14 protein-coding genes are annotated in these 18,379 nt (G+C 39.9%); 3 read left to right on the top strand and 11 right to left on the bottom strand.

The window, feature by feature from the left end; translation table 11 throughout:
* Nucleotides 1–85 precede the first annotated feature (85 nt).
* The 4 genes from ACFFAP_RS21470 to ACFFAP_RS21485 all read right to left on the bottom strand — a co-directional run bounded on the left by ACFFAP_RS21470 (nucleotide 86) and on the right by ACFFAP_RS21485 (nucleotide 4,331).
* Entirely contained in the window at nucleotides 86–382 is a 297-nt protein-coding gene (locus ACFFAP_RS21470) for a hypothetical protein (protein ID WP_375513115.1), read from the bottom strand.
* A 198-nt stretch (nucleotides 383–580) separates the two neighbouring features.
* Nucleotides 581–2,674, bottom strand: coding sequence for a TonB-dependent receptor plug domain-containing protein (locus ACFFAP_RS21475; RefSeq protein WP_375513116.1), 2,094 nt, complete (start codon nucleotides 2,672–2,674; stop codon nucleotides 581–583).
* A gap of 217 nt (nucleotides 2,675–2,891) precedes the next feature.
* Nucleotides 2,892–3,449 carry a hypothetical protein gene (locus ACFFAP_RS21480; protein ID WP_375513117.1) on the bottom strand — a complete coding sequence of 186 codons (558 nt, stop codon included), beginning with the start codon at nucleotides 3,447–3,449 and terminating at the stop codon, nucleotides 2,892–2,894.
* A 12-nt stretch (nucleotides 3,450–3,461) separates the two neighbouring features.
* Nucleotides 3,462–4,331, bottom strand: a complete 870-nt coding sequence (locus ACFFAP_RS21485) for a hypothetical protein (RefSeq protein ID WP_375513118.1) — start codon at nucleotides 4,329–4,331, stop codon at nucleotides 3,462–3,464.
* A 320-nt stretch (nucleotides 4,332–4,651) separates the two neighbouring features.
* Here ACFFAP_RS21485 and ACFFAP_RS21490 point away from each other — a divergent pair, with 320 nt between their 5' ends.
* On the top strand, nucleotides 4,652–5,278 hold the full coding sequence (locus ACFFAP_RS21490) for a Uma2 family endonuclease (protein WP_375513119.1): 627 nt from the start codon (nucleotides 4,652–4,654) through the stop codon (nucleotides 5,276–5,278).
* Between the two features lie 11 nt (nucleotides 5,279–5,289).
* On the opposite strand, the gene ACFFAP_RS21495 is transcribed toward ACFFAP_RS21490, so the two are convergent.
* The 4 genes from ACFFAP_RS21495 to ACFFAP_RS21510 all read right to left on the bottom strand — a co-directional run bounded on the left by ACFFAP_RS21495 (nucleotide 5,290) and on the right by ACFFAP_RS21510 (nucleotide 9,045).
* Nucleotides 5,290–6,213, bottom strand: coding sequence for a tetratricopeptide repeat protein (locus tag ACFFAP_RS21495; RefSeq protein WP_375513120.1), 924 nt, complete (start codon nucleotides 6,211–6,213; stop codon nucleotides 5,290–5,292).
* Between the two features lie 169 nt (nucleotides 6,214–6,382).
* A complete protein-coding gene (petJ, locus tag ACFFAP_RS21500) occupies nucleotides 6,383–6,718 on the bottom strand; it encodes a cytochrome c6 PetJ (protein WP_229460895.1) in 336 nt (111 codons plus the stop codon).
* 286 nt (nucleotides 6,719–7,004) lie between these two features.
* Nucleotides 7,005–7,499, bottom strand: a complete 495-nt coding sequence (locus ACFFAP_RS21505) for a GNAT family N-acetyltransferase (protein WP_375513121.1) — start codon at nucleotides 7,497–7,499, stop codon at nucleotides 7,005–7,007.
* Nucleotides 7,500–7,872: 373 nt separating this feature from the next.
* On the bottom strand, nucleotides 7,873–9,045 hold the full coding sequence (locus tag ACFFAP_RS21510; protein ID WP_375513122.1) for an RpoD/SigA family RNA polymerase sigma factor: 1,173 nt from the start codon (nucleotides 9,043–9,045) through the stop codon (nucleotides 7,873–7,875).
* Between the two features lie 814 nt (nucleotides 9,046–9,859).
* Between ACFFAP_RS21510 and priA the strand changes: the two genes are divergently transcribed.
* Complete coding sequence (gene priA / locus ACFFAP_RS21515) at nucleotides 9,860–12,379, top strand: primosomal protein N' (RefSeq protein ID WP_375513123.1); 2,520 nt, start codon at nucleotides 9,860–9,862, stop codon at nucleotides 12,377–12,379.
* Between the two features lie 325 nt (nucleotides 12,380–12,704).
* Here the strand turns inward: priA and ACFFAP_RS21520 are convergent, their stop codons facing one another.
* Together ACFFAP_RS21520 and ACFFAP_RS21525 are read right to left on the bottom strand one after the other, a co-directional pair.
* Nucleotides 12,705–13,379: a response regulator gene (locus tag ACFFAP_RS21520; protein ID WP_375513124.1), complete on the bottom strand. Its 675-nt coding sequence runs from the start codon at nucleotides 13,377–13,379 to the stop codon at nucleotides 12,705–12,707.
* Nucleotides 13,380–13,469: 90 nt separating this feature from the next.
* Nucleotides 13,470–14,567, bottom strand: a complete 1,098-nt coding sequence (locus tag ACFFAP_RS21525) for a sensor histidine kinase (RefSeq protein WP_375513125.1) — start codon at nucleotides 14,565–14,567, stop codon at nucleotides 13,470–13,472.
* A gap of 63 nt (nucleotides 14,568–14,630) precedes the next feature.
* Here ACFFAP_RS21525 and ACFFAP_RS21530 point away from each other — a divergent pair, with 63 nt between their 5' ends.
* Nucleotides 14,631–15,350, top strand: a complete 720-nt coding sequence (locus tag ACFFAP_RS21530; protein WP_375513126.1) for a CHAT domain-containing protein — start codon at nucleotides 14,631–14,633, stop codon at nucleotides 15,348–15,350.
* Nucleotides 15,351–15,403: 53 nt separating this feature from the next.
* On the opposite strand, the gene ACFFAP_RS21535 is transcribed toward ACFFAP_RS21530, so the two are convergent.
* On the bottom strand, nucleotides 15,404–18,379 hold a 2,976-nt coding region (locus ACFFAP_RS21535; RefSeq protein WP_375513127.1), incomplete at its 5' end, for a LamG-like jellyroll fold domain-containing protein.

Here is an 18,379-nt window from a genome sequence, read left to right on the forward strand (position 1 = left end):
CTTATTCATTTTGGTGTTTTCCGCAAGCAAAAGTTGATTTGACTTACTCATTTCGGTGTTTTCCGCCAACAAAAGCTATGCAACCCTACTCAAAAGTAGATACATCTCGCAGCAAACTAGGAATTTCCCCTTGAGATAGAGGAAACTCCAGCAAGGTTTCTCTAAGACCCAAATACCCAGATTCAGCAAAAGATAAAAGCATTCTTGAAAGTGCTAGCCAAACCTCCGGTTCGTATTCCCAATCACGATAACGCGAAGCTTGAGCAGCAATTGAACGTAACGCCCAAAAATAAGAGTTTCTCACCACCGAACCACCCTTCTTAAACTCTGGTAAATCTTCGTGGTGAATAAAAAGTATTTGATTGTCAATTCTAGCTCTCATCGCAATTTTATATTTTAGATTAAAAGTAAATCTTAAATAGGGTAGGTTACGGCTTTAGCCTAACGCACGATGTTATATAGTGGTGCGTCGTCTTTACCAAAAAACTCCTCTTTTCTCTGTGTTCTCTGCACCTCTGTGGTTCAATAAATAACTTTTAAACCGCAGAGCCACAGAGAACACAGAAAGCAAAGCAGACACCTAAAAATTAGCGCTTAAACCCAGACGAAAAGTGAATCCAGGACTATATATGCGATTAACTCGCTCATATTGCTCACCAAGTAGATTTTCTAAATAAACTGTCAATCCTAAATTGGTAGTTAAAGGTATACGACCGGTCAAATCTAAATTCACGAAAGATGGTGCAAAATCTGTAGGCTTGTCACCAGGGTTAGCGAAGATGGATCTACGAGCGCCACTATTGTAGGTAACATATAAGTTAGCCTGCCATCCCGCATTTTCATAACCTACACCAGTTTGTAGTAAAGAGTAGGGAATCAAACCTAACTGTAAACCTCTCTCTGTACCTGTTTTTATTTGAGCATCTGTATAAGTATAGTTGAGGAAAGTTGACCAGCCAGCCGCAATTTTAAATTGCAAAGCTGCTTCTAAACCATTGGTATCTACTAATCCAATGTTTTCCCATCTGCCGGCGATGACTCCCAAGCGATCGCCTATACTACTACCAAAGTAAGTAAACTGTCCAATCAAATTTTGAGAAAAATTTACATCTACTCCCGCACTCCAAGTAGAGCCAGTTTCCGGTCTTAAATCAGGGTTAGGTTCCCAACCATGAACCGTATCATAAACATACAACTGATCTAACCCAGGATTGCGTTGTGCCCCTGCCCAACTTCCACGCACTGCTACTATTGGTGTGACAGCATAACGTAACCCAACACTAGGGTTAAGATAGTTTCCAAACTGGCTGTCAAAGGTTTGCCTTAGCCCTAAATCTATCAGAAAATTCTCGCTAATATTCCAAGTATTGACAGCAAATAAAGCTGTATTGAACAAACTTCTATCTTCAGTTTCATTAGTGGCAATCCTACTAGGATCTGTACTCAAAACATCACCGTTTAAATCGGTGTTTTTCAAATCTAATCCCCAGCGCAATTTATTATTAGAAGTAATTTTCCACTCATGATCTACTCTGGCTGTGAGTTGTTGTGTATCTAAAGCTCCTGTACGGTAAAATGCTCCTGTAGGGCCGTATGTGCTGAAATAATCTTGGTTATAACCAATTGAGGTTGTCAGGTTAGAGCTTTCCCCATTACCTAGCCGAGTTTTCCAGGATAAGCCAACGTTTAAACCATCGTGGTCTAATCTATCTCTTTGGAGAGGGAACCCAAAATAAATTAAGCCGCGACGACTGCTGAGTTTAGTAACATCTAAATTCAGAGAATTTTTCTTATCTAAATCTACTCCAATGCTACCAAAATAAGTACTTGTAGCTGTGTCTGCATTTGATAAAAATCCCTGTTCATCACGATTTGCTGCACCTACAGGAACGCGGTAACGGTTATCTGTAAAGAATCTTTCAAAGCTAAAGTTGTACTTGACATTATCAGATGAACCACCATAAGTTACTTGTTGATTATTTAAACTTAATGAGCCAAATTCTGCACTAGCACTCAATTTAGGTTTGCCATAACCTTCCTTGGTGATGATATTCACAACTCCCCCAAAAGCTGATGAACCATACAAAGCAGAAGCTGTACCGCTATATAATTCCACTCGTTCAATAGCCTCTACAGGAATGCTATTTAAGTCAGTTCCACCATGATAAGTGTTAACATTATTGTTAATTGGTCTGCCATTAATCAGAAATACAGACTGATTAATTGAGGCTCCACGATAGTATGTACCTGTGTGAGTATCTGCACCATGACCTACATCATTGATCGCAAAACCAGGCATTCTTTTCAAAATATCGGCTAAACTTGTAGCGCCCTGCTTTTGAATTTCTTCTTGATCAATTACGTAAGTTGGAGTAGATTGAGGTAGGTTATCTGGTTCTGCGATCACTTCTATAGAAATCTCTGCATCATCGCTCGGAGTTTGCTCTGTTTCTGGCTGAGTTTCTGGATTAACTTCACTCGGTGCAGATTGTTGAGTTAATAATTCGGCATTAATAGCGGGTAGCTCAATGTCACTTAAACTCGGAATATCTGAAATTACTTCGGTTGATTTATCAGTAATTCTCTGCTTAATTTCACTTTCAACAGCAAAGCCAGGAAACGCTATAAGTAAACTCGGAAAAGCAACTGTTAGCAACAAAAAATCCTTTTTCACGTTCTCTTTCACACCAACTAAAAACCGTCACCACATAATATTGTTGCTGTAATAGTAAAATCATGTCAAAAGACACGCTGTCATATTTCCACGACTCAGATTCCCGATTTCTCTGAGAGATCGGGGAATCTTGTTGTTCACAAATGATTAAGTAGGGCTATAGCAGTTTTTAATTGCGTGAATTATCTACAATTTATATGGATACAACTTTACAGTTTTAAAAACAATTTTTACTTGCAACTCTAATGAGAAAACGCAGAGCCTCATTTACTGCTTCCGAATTGGGAAACATTTCTGCAACATCAGGTTCTAACAAAACTATCAACTTTTTAAAATTATTGTAATTATCTTCAATGTTTTTTATATGATTGTCTGTCAAAACCTGATTTGATGGAGGTTTATTCTGTTTGATAGTTGTTTCGCAAGATGTAGCATTTAATTTATTAACAAGTGATTCCCAACTACTAACTTTCAAGTTAAAGTGAGCCTTTGCATTCCGTAATGTTTTAAACTGTTGCTTCAGAATATCAACAGTATAAATATGCTTTTGAGATACCTGGTTTTCTAGATTAAGGTCTGACTCAACCACATCAACGACTTCAGTAATAAGTCGATCATGATTTTCGGCAATTTGAGCAGCAGCCCCTAAAATCTTAGAAGTTGCTTTTATCTGTACATCAGTCTCTTGTTTAAGGCGATCAGCAATACTGCGAATTTGATCTCCCAACCTCGCTTTACCTTTTTTTTGCGTGGTTGGGAGTGATTTTTTGCTCATGAGTATGCTTATTTATTCAGAAAGTATATCTTTAATAGCCAGCCAGATGCGTTTAAACTTTTGTACCAAACCCATAGGATTGTTAGTTGTTTCTTCTTCTACCGAATCAACTAGAGATTGAATCCGATCCATACGCTCTGCTACAACGTAAAGACTGTTTACTGCTTCATCCTTACTTTCTAAGGATTCACGCAGTAGCACAACCATCTGGGCAATTTCCCGTTTTAGTCGTTCATTCTCGGCTTTCCGGCGAGTTTCCCATCCCTTAATACCAGCTTTGGAACGTCGCTCATGCTTGAGTTCTGCTTTAGCCTCATTGTATAAACCCAAATACATTTCTCGTTCAGACTTTACTGACTCATATTTAGTAAGCAATTTAGTAACTCTCGCTTTTTCTTCGTTGTAGAGGTAGAGGATTTGTTGATGACTTTGTTGTTCATCAACATAAAACTGGTAATTTTGAGTAACTCGCTCTTTTAGTTCATTAGCTTCGAGTTGGCAAGTTTGGATCTCTTGCTGATGAACATGAACTAGCTGGGATATCTTCGCTTTTTCTTCGTTGTAAAGGTAGAGCGTATATTGATGATTTTCTTGCTCATCAATATAAAAGCGATAATTTTTAGTAACAAGCTCTTTTAGCTTATTAGCCTCGATTTGGTAAGTTTGAATCTTTTGCTGAACATGAACCAGTTGTGAAGCAGTTTCTTTTGCACGTTGTTCTGCTTCATCGCGTTGAGATGCAGCTTCCTCAAAATTGGCGCGAACAGTCATCAATGAAAGTTTAAGCTCATGATAAGAAGCTGGTTCTTTCTGCCGTGAGCGAGGATTATTAATAGCATTGTCATAATTAGAATCTCTGCGGTCTCCTCTCTTCATTGTCATAGTTTAAGTTCCTATATGAGCATTTGTTATATTGAAATATAAATATTGACTTTAGCCGATATGTACTAATTGAAGTGTGATCTCGGTTCTACTGGTAATATGATCTCAATCTGCCTTGAGATATCTTTTCTTCTGTCTCAGGCGGTCAACTTCCCAGATGTGCGCTCTCCAAGGGCTAGAGATATTGGGCTTCATAAGCAAGCTAGGCTGCAAAAGGCTAAGGGGAATAAGCCTCAAAGTGCTTATCTTGTAGCAATTACCAATTACGTTAGGATTGAGAAAACTGGATGCTTCACAAACACAATAGAAGGCAATAATTTATGATTCAAACCTTACGCAAACTAGTTACATTCGATGAATTCGTTGCTAGATATCCCGATAACACAGGAAAACGTTATGAATTGCATGATGGAGTAATAGTCGAAACGTCCCAACCAACAGGCGACCATGAAGAGATTATCGTATTTTTAGTCCAGAAATTCATTCTAGAATATAGTCGCATTAGCCTGCCCTATGGCATCCCAAAAACAGTACTAGTAAAACCGTTTGAAAGTGAATCGGCTTACTCTCCAGATATACTGATATTAAATCTTCCTAATTTGGGAAACGAACCTCTATGGAAAAAAGAATCTACTGTAAGCCAAGCGGAATCAATATCTTTAGTAGTTGAGGTAGTGAGTAGCAATTGGCGTGATGATTATTTAAAAAAAGCTGCTGATTATGAAGCTGTAGGCATTCCAGAATACTGGATTGTAGACTATGCTGCTTTAGGCGGTAGGCGATTTATTGGCAACCCCAAACAACCAACTGTTTCGCTTTACACCTTAATTGATGGAGAATACCAAGTCAGCCAGTTTCGAGATAGCGATCGCATTATCTCACCTACTTTCCCGGAATTAAATTTAACCGCCGAACAGATTTTTCAAGCTGGTGGATACCCTGTATAACCCTTACAGTTTTAGAAAAGAGCGATTTCCGTTACAGACGAAATTTGTTGTCGCAAACTCTTCAGTAAATCTAGAGTTTTTTCGTAAGCAACTTTTTTTCCTTGCTGTTCATAGTACTCAGATGCTTTTTGTAAATCAGACATCGCTCCTAAATGATATCCTAAGCGATAGTGAGCTACTCCCCGATTAACATAAGCCTGGGCATTACTTGGGTTAAGTCTGATAACTTGGGAAAAATCACGCACTGCACCAAAGTTATCGCCGTTTCTTCCGCAAGCACAACCCCGATTAAAGTACGCTCTATAATCGTTAGCATTGAGACGAATTGCTAGATTAAAATCGAGCATGGCTGCTTGGATATCTTGCAAGGCAAAATGCGCTAAACCTCTGTCATTGTAAATATCTGCAAGCATTAAGCTGCTGATTCTCTTAATTTGAGTTAAAGCTAAATTAAAGTCAAGAATTGCCTCAAAGTCTTTCCCATCTCCAGCACGGGCTAGCCCTCGGTTGTAGTAAGCTCGAAAATCGGATGGTTTAAGTGCAACGGCTCGATTAAGATCGACAATGGCAGCTGGATAATCTCCTTGTCTGTAGTGTGCTACTCCCCGGTTCAGATAAGCTTCAAAGTTATCCGGTGCAAAATTTATTGCTTGAGTACAATCTGTAACAGCTTGATGGTAATCTTGTAATTGGAGATAAGCCAGACAGCGATCGCTATAAGCTACAGCAAAATCTTTCTCAACGTCAATTGCCTGGTTCAAATTCTCTATTGCTTCCTGGTAATTACCCCGCCGCATATTATCTATACCCAATTCCAAGAAATCAGCCCCTGTAATTTGCGTGATAGATATGGGTGATGAATGTGCAGGTAAAGTCAGAAAAGTAAGCGGTAAAGCAATAACTACACTGAGAAATAATCGCCACAAATAACTCATAATACCAAATGAGGATAGGGAGTATTGTTTAATGTTTTTGGAACAGTCTTTTTGCCAAGACTCTTAATCCAAAATTGGTATCAGCATCCTATTTGAAAATTTCGGCAACCTTAAAATTAGCGGGACAAAAAGCCCCGCAAATTGTTAATTATTGAAGTTAGATTTTAGTCTACTTCCAGTCCTTATCTGCTTGTGAAAGCACATAAGCAGTTACATCTTCAATCTGGTTAGCTTTTAAACGACTGCCGAAAGCAGGCATGGCATTTTTACCTTTTGTAACTTGGGCGATAATCGCCTCCTCTGAGTACATACCATACTTTTCTAAAGCGTCCTTCTTCAGGTTCTTGGGAGCTTGAACCAGATTTTTACCTCCCGCGTGACAAGAGGCACAATTAGCACTAAATACTTTAGCTCCACTAACAGCATCTCCAGCCAAAGCTGGACTACTGAAGGCAAAGGTGAAGATTGCTATGCCTAACAGCATCACTGTAATAATTTTTTTCATTTCGTGTTCTCTCTGCAATATCCTCCATAATTGTCAATTGAGGTGCTGCTATAGTCAAATGACAAGCTGTCAAACTTTGCTATCATTTTTTTGGATTTTGAATATTCGAGGTTTTAAATTTAGGGTTGTTAGCACAGAACGATGTCTGGCGACAAGCTAGTTTGCATCTACGCTAATAATGAAAATCCAAATTTATATAAAATTTAATATTTTATAACCAATAAATGATAAGCGTTTAAGGATGAAATATAAAGAATGAAGCAGGACAATTTTCATCCTTTGTTCTTTAGTTGACAGCCCCTAACTGAGTAAGCATATCTCCTGTGACACGACAAATTTGCCAATCATCTAATATAGATGCTCCCATACTACGGTAGAATTCTTTAGCTGATTCGTTCCAATCCAGCACACTCCACTCTAACCGCCCACAATCACGTTCTACAGCTATCTGAGCTACTTTAGTAAGGAGAGCCTTACCAATACCTTGCCTGCGATATTCTGGTAAAACAAATAAGTCTTCCAGATAAATTCCTGGCTTGGTCAAAAATGTTGAATAATTATGAAAAAATAGGGCAAAACCAACAGCTTGGCCCGCAGATTCTGCTAAAATCGCTTCTATATATTTGTGCGAACCAAATAAATGCTCTTTAAGTTCGAGAGCATTGCCAGTGACAGCGTGAGATAATTTTTCATACTCAGCCAGCCCCTGAATTAATTTAAACAGTACGCTGTAATCAGTTGGTTCAGCAAAACGCACAATCAAATTGCTACGTAAAGTCATTAGTCTATAGTCTATAGTTCATAGTCCATAGTCTATAGGCAACTGTGCAAGTTTTTTTAACTAATGACTAAAGAAAAGCAGAAAAAAGGTACAAAACGCCCTGTTTTTGTAATTTGCAATAGATAAAGCTTAAGAAATATAGCAGATACAAGCTTGCCTTCATTCGTTAAGAATGTGGATTTAATAAAGAGCAAGTTTTGTAAGGTGTGTTACTGGCATTTGTCCTAACGCACCTAAAATCTTGGATGGTGCGTTACGCTACGCGATAACACACCCTACGAGGTTTAAAGTAAAGTTTTGCACTTTATTTGATCCATGTTCGTTAATGAAGCTAATTAGATCAGGTATTACATCTCTATCTTCTGAAATGTAATTAAATCAACCAACCTTTTAAACGTTTAGCTATGTGGGGACGGCGCAATTTTCGCATGGCTTTGCTTTGAATTTGTCGCACTCGCTCACGAGAAAGATTGAACATATTGCCAACTTCTTCTAACGTACAGGGTTCGCTGGTTGTCAAACCATAGCGCAGAGAAATTACATCTTTCTCCCGTGGAGTTAATACGTCACCCAAGACTTCCCAAATCTCCTGACGCATCATGTTTTCATTCATTTTTGCTTCTGGAGACAGGTTATCTTCATCTTCTAGCAAATCCATCAATTCCGTGTCTTCTTCTTTACCGACGCGGTGGTTGAGAGAAAGTGCTTGACGGCGTAGCTGTTGTAGCTGACGTAGTTGTTGCACACTAATTTCTAAAGCTTCTGCCATTTCTCCTTCGGTAGGATTGCGGCAAAGTTTCTGCTTGAGTTCTCGTTGTGCTTTTTTCAGCTTGTTAAGCTTTTCAACAATATGAATAGGTAGCCGAATTGTCCGCGCATCGTTAGCTATAGCTCTGGTAATCGCTTGTCTAATCCACCAATAGGCGTAAGTAGAAAACTTATATCCTTTATCTGGATCAAACTTTTCTGTAGCGCGATTTAAACCCATCGCTCCTTCTTGAATTAAATCCAGAAAAGGCACTCCCCGATTCAGGTATCGTTTAGCAATAGAAACTACCAATCTCAGATTCGAGCGAATCATTTTGCGTTTCGCTACTCTACCTTGATACAAGCGATTTTCTAATTGCTTTTCCGTCATTTCTAGCTCGGAAGCCACCTCTACCTTGCTAGGTTCTTGTCCCAGTTTTAATTGTAAGGCTGCTTGTAATTCCCTAACTTCTTCTAGAAACCTAACTCGCCGTGCTAACTCTACCTCTTCATCAGCTTTTAGAAGCGGATAACGCGCCATTTCTTTAAAAAACGCGCCGACGGCATCATCATGCTCGGTTTTATTGTATCCCGAAGGACGGGCGGCAGCCATCTCATCCCCGTCGCGTTCGTCTGATTCCAGATTTTCTACTACAATTGGAATCTCTTCATCTGGCACTGCTTCTAAAATATCGAGTGATGGTTCTTCAATATCAGCAGTATTCTCCAGTATTTCCATTTCTCCCAATTTAACAATATTCATAGTTTCCTTTAGGGATTGTTGCTTTGTTTGGTACATAATTTAGTTACTGCTACTCGTTTGAGGCTTGGTAGTTTTCCCTAAGGGACGAATGCACCCGTTTATATAGCGAAATACAGGCTTATGCTAATTTTTATTCAAGAATGAAAATCGGCATCTACTTAAACATCTATGGGTTACAGTTAGATACAACCTATAACTAAACTGGCCTTCGCACCCAACAAAACTTTATTCTCAGGCTCCTAACAGATTATATTCTTCATTTTTTTCTTAATTACCAAATATGTCAAACCCCCTCAAACTTTCTCAACGCTTAACAAACATATAAATCTCAGCTAACCATCCAAGTATCTTAAATTTTCATATATCATATATTATTATCTTTATAAAGATTTTTAATGTTTATACCTTGGAAATCACTGGATAAATTAAAAACCTGGTGTTGGAGTTATGCATTTCTGATTTCAAGTTACCAAGATGAGAGAAATTATAATAATGGCAGCCTAATTTCCAGATATTCTTATTTGTATAAAAGCATCTCATATACAGAAAGGGTTGAATATCTATCGATAGGCGGAAAAAGGCTACTCCCTATTTAGTAGATAGAGCAACTGTTGCAGAAAGGGCTGACATGCTTTTCTTTGTATAGTGGGTACCAAATATTTATTGCATGTATAGTTGATACGAATTTGTCTAGTAGATTACATAAGAGGAAACTTATCAAGTATTATGAAGGATAACAGTATTGGGAAATACCATTTAAGTCTAAAAAAATAAAAGTTTAGACTTAATTTAGCTTGGTTATTTTTGACCAGCTATGTGAGGGAAATATCTAACTATAAAGTCAAAAACTATGTACATTAATGACGTAAAATTATCTCCTTTATTGGTAGCCCAAGCTAGTGAATCATACCAGTCAGGTACAACTGTTAATAGGTGGGTTGAAGTACTGGTAGACTGTCCAGGAAGTACAGGACTATTTACTTATCGATTACCAGCCCAGTTAGAAATAAAACCAGGAGATATTTTAAGCGTGCCATTTGGGGCACAACAATTAGGAGCGATCGCTATTCGGTTACTGGCACAACCAAATGTCGATTTACCACCAGAAAAAATCCGGGAAGTAGAAGATATAGTCAGCGTGGGATTTTTCTCAAGTGCTTATTGGGAATTACTCAATCGAGTTGCTGCATATTACTATACGCCCTTAATTCAAGTGATCCGGGTTGCTCTGCCACCAGGGTTGCTGGGGCGATCGCAGCGTCGTATCCGCCTTGTTGGAGGCAGAGGGGCAGGGGGGAGTAGTTATTTACTGGCATCTCCTGATCCTTTAGCTTTTATGACTCCAACTGCACGGCAAGTTTGGGAACTTTTACAAGCGCAACCGGCGGGAGACTACAGTTTTGTCTACCTCCAACAAAAAGTCAAATCTGCCTATCGGGGAATTCGGGAGTTGCTGCGATTCGGTTTAGTAGAAAGCTACTTAGAACCGCCGCGACAAACTCGACCAAAGCTGCAAAAAGCAGTCACACTTACAGGTACAATCGACCACGACTTAACTACTCGCCAACGAGAGATTTTGGAAGTGCTGCGGCGGCATAATGGCGAGTTGTGGCAAAATGAATTACTACAAATTTGCAATGCTAGTTCTTCTATCCTCAAAACGTTGGCACAAAAGGGTTACATCGTCATCGAAGAACGGGAAGTATTGCGAACCGAACAGGGGCCAGCATTAGCAGGCGATGGGGCTAAATTTTTAACTACTGCCCAAGCTAGCGCCTTAGAAACAATCCAAACACTAGATAAATTTGCTGAAGTTTTGTTGCATGGGGTGACAGGTTCAGGAAAAACAGAAGTATATTTGCAAGCGATCGCACCTCTCCTCAACCAAGGCAAATCCGCCCTTGTTTTAGTCCCAGAAATTGGACTCACACCCCAGCTAACTGATCGTTTTCGTGCCCGTTTTGGTAATAAAGTCAGCGTCTATCACAGCGCCCTCTCTGATGGTGAACGTTACGACACGTGGCGACAAATGCTCACAGGAGAACCACAAGTTGTCATTGGTACTCGTAGCGCCGTTTTCGCTCCTTTGCCCAACCTGGGTTTAATTATTTTAGATGAAGAACACGACAGCAGCTTTAAGCAAGACTCCCCCATACCCACCTACCACGCCCGTACCGTCGCCCAGTGGCGAGCAGAATTAGAAAATTGCCCCTTGCTGTTGGGTTCCGCTACCCCTTCGTTGGAGAGTTGGGTAAGCGTGAGGAGGCAGGAGGCAGCAGGCAGGAGTTATTACTTAAGTTTGCCCGAACGCATCAACTCCCGCCCTTTACCGCCCGTGGAAATAGTCGATATGCGGCAAGAGTTGCAGCAGGGAAATCGTTCTATATTTAGTAGATCGCTCCAAGTTGCTTTGCAACAGTTACAAGAGAGAAAACAACAGGGAATTTTATTTATCCATCGGCGGGGACACAGTACTTTTGTATCTTGCCGCAGTTGTGGATATGTGTTGGAATGTCCGTACTGTGACGTATCGTTAGCGTATCACCACACCGAAGAAAAAGCGCCGGAATTATTGCGCTGCCATTATTGTAATTATGCGCGATCGCATCCCAAATACTGCCCTGATTGCAGTTCCCCTTACCTGAAATTTTTCGGTAGCGGTACTCAGCGAGTAACACAGGAACTAGCGCGACAGTTCCCAGAGTTACGCTTGATTCGTTTTGATAGCGATACCACTCGCAACAAAGGTTCACACCGTACCCTACTTACCCAGTTTGCCAACGGCGAAGCAGATTTGTTAGTAGGTACGCAAATGCTCACCAAAGGATTGGATTTACCACAGGTAACACTTGTGGGCGTTGTCGCCGCCGATGGATTGCTAAATTTATCAGATTATCGCGCCAGTGAACGGGCATTTCAAACCTTGACTCAAGTAGCTGGACGTGCTGGTAGAGGCGATGATCCGGGGAGGGTGATTGTACAAACTTATACTACAGAGCATCAGGTAATTGCAGCAGTGCGATCGCACGATTATCACTCTTTCTCCCAAGCTGAATTAGAACAACGCCAAGCCCTCAATTATCCTCCTTATGGGCGGTTAATTTTATTGCGCTTAAGTAGTCTCGATCCTATTCAAGTGCAAAATACCGCGCAAATAATTGCCACAACCTTGAGTACAGAAGAAGAAATCGAGATATTAGGCCCAGCACCAGCAAGTATTTTGCGGGTAGCTAATCGTTATCGCTGGCAGATATTGATTAAATTTGCCCCCGATGCATTACCACAATTGCCAGATTGGGAAGAAGTGCGATCGCTTTGTCCCCAATCTGTTAGTTTAACAATAGATGTAGACCCCATCAATATTATGTAATTTACTTGGGGTAATACCAATTCTGTATTAACATGCGCCAAACAACTATATGAGGAACGAACCGCAATCGCGCAGTGTCTCGTTAGAGAAGGACGCAAAGGACACAAAGAAAGAAAGAAAGAAAGAAAGAAAGAAAATATTATTAAAGTGAAATGCTAAAAATAATGAAATAGTCCTGGTTTAAAGTTGATGCATGAATTCCAGTTAAAAGAGCAAGACTTTGCTTAACTGCTGAATAGTTAGATTCGCCATCTCATCAGCTTTACAAAGTCGGACGAAACAAGTTTAGTTTTTTAAGATTGAATTTGAAAGTTTGAATTTTAATTTACTTAATTAATAATTCTGGTGCTACTAATCCTTTTTGGATAGCTAAAACTGCGGCTTGAGTGCGATCGCGTACTTCTAGTTTCTGCAAAATAGTATGGACATGAACCCGCACTGTACCAGGGGCAATGTAGAGAATCTCAGCAATTTCTTGATTGCTTTTGCCAGTTGCTACGAGTGCCAAAATTTCTTGCTCCCGCTTGGTTAAGGGATTTTCTAAAGATTCCTCAGTTTTTGCAGGCAGCACCACGGTAGAATTGCCCTCAAAAGCTGCTCTAATTTCTGTTGTTGCCGTTTGATCCCACCAAGAAGCTCCTGCTGCAACCGATCGCACTGCTAATATCAGAGACTCAGCCGGAATCCCTTTGAGGCAGTAACCTTGTGCCCCGGCGGCAATTAACCGCGAAATCAGGGGTTTTTCAGAACGAGAGGTTAAAACAAGAATTGGTAAATTTGGGTGCTTCTGCTTGATTTGGCGACAAGCCTCAATCCCGCCAATCCCCGGTAAACCTATATCCAGCAAGACCAAATCCAGGGGATAGCGATTTGCTAATTCTACAGCTTGTTCCCCATCTTCTGCCTCTGCGAGAATCTCCAAAGTGGTTTCTTGTTGCAACCGCATCCGCAGACCAAGCCGAAACAATTCATCATCTTCAACGAGTAAGATTTTCGTCATTTGTTATTGGTCATTGGTCATTGGTCATTGGTCATTAGTCATTGGTCAGGAGTTAGGAATTATTATTTTCCCCTGCCCCCTGCCCCCTCCTCATCTTTCCGGTGGTGGACAAGCAGGGAGTCGGAAACCAAACAGTGCGCCTCGTGGTGAGCGATTCTCTGCCCAAATTGTACCCCCATGAGCAGTAATAATTTGCCTGGTTAAATAAAGCCCTAGTCCAGATCCTGAGACGTGGCGATCGCTATGTCCTTGATAAAACCTTTCAAACAAGTGGGGTAACTCTTCTTCGGTAAAGCCGGAACCAGTATCAAGTATTTTTACTACTTGATCGCTAGAATAACTTTCAAGTACTACTTCTACTTTACCGCCACGGGGGGTATGGTTTATGCCATTACTTAGGAGATTGGTAAAGACTCGCCCCAGTTGCAAAGGATCGCCGTTTACCCAAAGAAAGCTGCGAAAATCTGATTCGCCATAGTGGAGAGAAATATAAACCTGACGTGTTTTCGCTAGTTCAGCCAGGGTGGCGATTATCTCTTCCGCCACAGTTACCAAATTAACAGGTGATAACTGTAGTTTCAGCCCTTCGGCATCATTGCGGTATACATCTAAAAGCGTTTGGACTAATTGCAGTGTACTCCGATGACTACGAGCCATTGTTTGTAGGACTTTTGCTTGCATTGGCGTGATTTCACCAAATTGCTCATTTTGCAAATATTTCAGCGTTTCAATTGCTCCTAATAGGGGTGTTTTCAAATCATGCGTTAGGGTAGAAACAAAATCTTCACGCATGGTAGCTAGTTGTTCTTGGGAGCGTAATTGTGCTTGCGTATAAGCGATCGCTTCTTCATTGCGGTGGTTGCGATCGCTTAACCAACCCGTTACCATCAACGCCAATACTGCAATCAACCTATTTGCCAATGTTGGGGGATCAATCATTTCTCCTCCGGGAACAAACAAATTCAATAATGTTAATCCTGTAGCTGCAAGAGTGATCCCCAATACAGCACCCCGATTCAATCGTGAATCTGCTAACAAAATCGTCCCTGTGTAGAGGTAGCCAAATACGTACTCAGGTGGTGTTAAATATTCCAAGACTATCACGATCGCAAAGGCGATCGCTATTAGTCCATACGTCTTTCCACGCTCATTTATAGCTTCTTTCATAGTCAATAATCGACTTAACATCGACATTTCTGATTTACTAAAAATCCTAATAGTTTCCTTAAGTATGGAGAGTAGTGATTTCTTATGTCTCAGTCAGATTCACCTTCGGCACAGAATATCTTCAACATTTCAGACAGTTCAATTACCAACCTGACTGGTTCTGGTTCAATTCATTACAACGAGAGAATTCAGGGGGCACAAACCCAAAATTCTCCGGCTGCAACTCAGGCATCGACGGCAAAAACTATCTTATTTTTAGCAGCCAATCCCAAAGGTACATCTAGACTACGCCTAGATGAGGAAATGCGAGAAATTGACGCTGGATTACAAAGAGCTAAACGGCGGGATCAATTTGTACTAGAGCAGAGATGGGCTGTGCGGACTAGAGATATCCAGCGTGCCTTGCTAGACTTCAAACCTCAGATTGTTCATTTTTCCGGTCATGGGGGTGGTGAAGAAGGCTTGGTACTAGAAGATGAAACTGGAACCGCAAAGTTAGTAGATACAGAGGCTTTAGCAAGTTTATTTGAATTGTTCTCAGACAAACTAGAGTGCATTATACTCAATGCCTGCTACTCACAAGTACAAGCTTCGGCGATCGCTCCTCATGTCCCTTACGTGATTGGCATGAATAAAGCTATTGGTGACGTAGCAGCAATTGAATTTGCTGTGGGTTTTTATGACGCTTTGGGCGCAGGCGAGTCAGTTGAGTTTGCCTACAAGTTAGGCTGTGTTAACATTCGCATGGCAGGAATTGCTGAATACTTGACCCCAGTGTTAATGCCTAAATCAACTTCAGCATAATTTAACTGTGCAGTACTACTCAACACTTAGCACTACCGAACACTATTATTTTCTTAGTTGGTTGTATCTCTGTTCTCAATTAGCTTAGGTGGCTGAGGAAACCAAGTTGCGCCGATAATCTTACCAGGCTGGCTGTTAGGTACAAGGTTCTGTACCTCTGAGTTATCCTCGCCGCCGTCATCCAGTCGCCAGTAACCAACTAAAATTTGCGAACCACACGGATCATACAAATCATTATTTTCGCCAGTCAACCTCAACCGCCGAGACATATTTGCTTTGATTTCATCCTGAGTGCGGGCTACATTCCAGAGTCGGACATCAGCGATCGCTACATTATAATAAGTTTCTTTCTCTTCCTTGCAACCAATCAAGAAATTTGCTGTCAGGTTATCTAGTGAACCTGTAAATAAACCGATACTTCTAGTCTGTCCTGCAAAAACGATAGTCTCGGAAGACCCTTCCACTACACAATCCTGAATTCTGCCGTCGATATAAAGCGAAACCTCATGTGAGTTTTGCTCCCAGTTTTGCTCCCAAGTAAATGCAATGTGATGCCACACACTATCCTGTGGAGCATTCTCTTTTGTATAAACTACTACGAATTTTTTCTCTGAGGAGTTTTGACTCTGCAATGCTACACGGATTCTGCCGCTATTCCAGGATAGGGAGTAGCCATTGTGACGATCGTCAACTCGGCTAACAATCACACAATTACCGAACTTGTGTTTAAACCATGCCTCAACGGTAATTGCTTTACTAACAGACAAATTATCATTGCCACAATCGACGCGATCACCTTTCTTATTAAACTTTAAATCAAATGGCAGAGGTAAACCTGGATACTGAGATGCTTTTAATCTATTTGTTCTATATGCTACACCAAATGCACCTTGATTATTGGCGAGGAGACAATAGGGCTTCAACCATTTTCCCCCACGAACTATCCCATCACTACCTTCGGGTACTGGGTTCTTTGCAGTGTCTCCCTCTTCTTCATCAAGTCGCCAGTAACCAACTAATTCTTGTTTGTCAACTTTTAACTGCTTATCCTTATTTTCCTTGATTTCATCCTCTGTACGGGCTATGTTCCAAAGACGGACTTCCGCAATCGCACCGTTGAAATAATATTCATAATCCTGAGCGTGACCGATATTTAAGTTTACCTGGGGTTTTCCAATAGGCCCTTGAAACATTGGAGCAGACTGTCCATCAGGTTGTTGAGTTTTAGTCAGTTGTTTTTCTCCATCAATATATATTTGAATTTCCTTTGAGTCCGATTTTCCAGACCAAGTAAATGCAACATGATGCCAATTTTTATCATTTAAAAAAGGAGCTACCGTATCAACGACTATTTTGTCATTTTCATTATGTAGTTCTACACGAATATTTTCGTCAAATTGCCATAGGCAATAACCATTCTCATTCCAACTACCCCCTTGGTTAACAATGATTCCCCTTTGGGATTCTTCACTACTCTTAACCCATGCTTCGATGGTAATTTCATTTTCAAAATTAAATTTTTTATCTTTACCGCAATCAATGTAATCATTTTTTCCATTCCACTCCAAACCGAAATCTTTAAACCCATTGCACTTCGATTCTTCTATTGCAGTAGAAGTATTATCTTTAGCTAAATTCTCTACCTTATAACCTTCAGCTTCTTCAAAACGCCAGTAACCCGTCAGTTGTTTATACTCATTTTTAGCCAACCGTCGATACATATTTGCCTTAATTGCAGCATAACTGCGGACTATTTTCCATACTCGGACTTCAGCCATTAAACCATTAAAATAACTAACTTTATCCCTACCAAGAAGTAGGTTATTGTTAGATTCCTCAATATTTTGGTAAGTTTGTGAGCCTTCAATTTCTAGCAGTTTTCCATCTAGATATACCTCAATTGTTTGTTGTTTTAATGTAAGTGCAACATGACACCAATTATTATCATTTAAAACAGCTTCTTTAGTAAAATGTTTTTTTGACTGTGACTTCACATTTACCCAAATCTTTCCTTTTTCCCAATACAGAGAAAAAACTGAACTCTGACTAACTTGACTAACTATTGTTGCGTCCCCAGACATGGAATTACGTTTGATCCATGCCTCAAATGTAATTCCTTCATTAATATCTAAATCATGAAAACCTAAATTAACATAACTATTTTCTCCATTAAACTCAAGTGCAGATGGCAATGGTGGATAATTCAACTGTTCAGAGGTAACTACAAAGTCTTCGATAAAGCTTGCCAGTTTAGAATCATTGAAACTTTTGTTCTTTAAATCTTCAACTATTCGACAAATTCTAACACCTTGTTGAACAATAAGCTTTTGAGCTTTATTATCTTTGTTGGGTATAGCGGCATGATGTAATGCTACTGCCTCCCACTTTGTATTTACAACAAGACCACCAGATGAACCATAATCAGAATCTACTTTGTATCTGAGAAAGTCTTTATACAATCCATCTTCAGTAACTGGATTATTACTTATATCAATCTTCTTTTGTTTACCTTTAGGATGATGAACAATAATAATATTATCTCCACGTTTGTTATCCGGGGAAGATGAGACAATTTCCTTAACTTTATCATCAATATTTTTTAATAGACTATCCTTTAAAGCAGGACAAATATTCATGTCATCTTCAATTAACTGAATCCAATCGAAGTTGTATCCAGCTTGTCGGGCAAACATGCTCGACTTTAGCTGTATCAGCGCATAGTCTAAATTTGGCTCCTTAACAAAGAAAATATCAGGATCAAACTCATAATCTATAGTTTTTTGAGTATAACCAAGATTATCTTCAGTATAATTAAATTGAGCAACACACTGACTAGCTATTTCTTTGTTATGAATTACATGATTATTAGTAATTAAATGAGTAACTCCAACCAAAAAACCAGTACCGATAGGAATTGGATTTAGAATTGCGAGTTGGCGATCGCAAATATTTTTTAGTTTATCTAAAAAAAATAGCCCCTCTAAATGCTCCTTTTTTGATGATTCATGATCAAAAATTTCATTATATAT

The organism is uncultured Nostoc sp., from assembly GCF_964245575.1.
Taxonomy (GTDB): Bacteria; Cyanobacteriota; Cyanobacteriia; order Cyanobacteriales; family Nostocaceae; genus Nostoc.

Excerpts from the sequence above, each read along its gene's own strand:
- ACFFAP_RS21470 (WP_375513115.1), bottom strand. The coding sequence starts at position 382 with ATGAGAGCTAGAATTGACAATCAAATACTTTTTATTCACCACGAAGAT.
- ACFFAP_RS21480 (WP_375513117.1), bottom strand. The coding sequence starts at position 3,449 with ATGAGCAAAAAATCACTCCCAACCACGCAAAAAAAAGGTAAAGCGAGG.
- ACFFAP_RS21485 (WP_375513118.1), bottom strand. The coding sequence starts at position 4,331 with ATGACAATGAAGAGAGGAGACCGCAGAGATTCTAATTATGACAATGCT.
- ACFFAP_RS21490 (WP_375513119.1), top strand. The coding sequence starts at position 4,652 with ATGATTCAAACCTTACGCAAACTAGTTACATTCGATGAATTCGTTGCT.
- ACFFAP_RS21495 (WP_375513120.1), bottom strand. The coding sequence starts at position 6,213 with ATGAGTTATTTGTGGCGATTATTTCTCAGTGTAGTTATTGCTTTACCG.
- petJ (WP_229460895.1), bottom strand. The coding sequence starts at position 6,718 with ATGAAAAAAATTATTACAGTGATGCTGTTAGGCATAGCAATCTTCACC.
- ACFFAP_RS21505 (WP_375513121.1), bottom strand. The coding sequence starts at position 7,499 with ATGACTTTACGTAGCAATTTGATTGTGCGTTTTGCTGAACCAACTGAT.
- ACFFAP_RS21510 (WP_375513122.1), bottom strand. The coding sequence starts at position 9,045 with ATGTACCAAACAAAGCAACAATCCCTAAAGGAAACTATGAATATTGTT.
- priA (WP_375513123.1), top strand. The coding sequence starts at position 9,860 with ATGTACATTAATGACGTAAAATTATCTCCTTTATTGGTAGCCCAAGCT.
- ACFFAP_RS21520 (WP_375513124.1), bottom strand. The coding sequence starts at position 13,379 with ATGACGAAAATCTTACTCGTTGAAGATGATGAATTGTTTCGGCTTGGT.
- ACFFAP_RS21525 (WP_375513125.1), bottom strand. The coding sequence starts at position 14,567 with ATGTTAAGTCGATTATTGACTATGAAAGAAGCTATAAATGAGCGTGGA.
- ACFFAP_RS21530 (WP_375513126.1), top strand. The coding sequence starts at position 14,631 with ATGTCTCAGTCAGATTCACCTTCGGCACAGAATATCTTCAACATTTCA.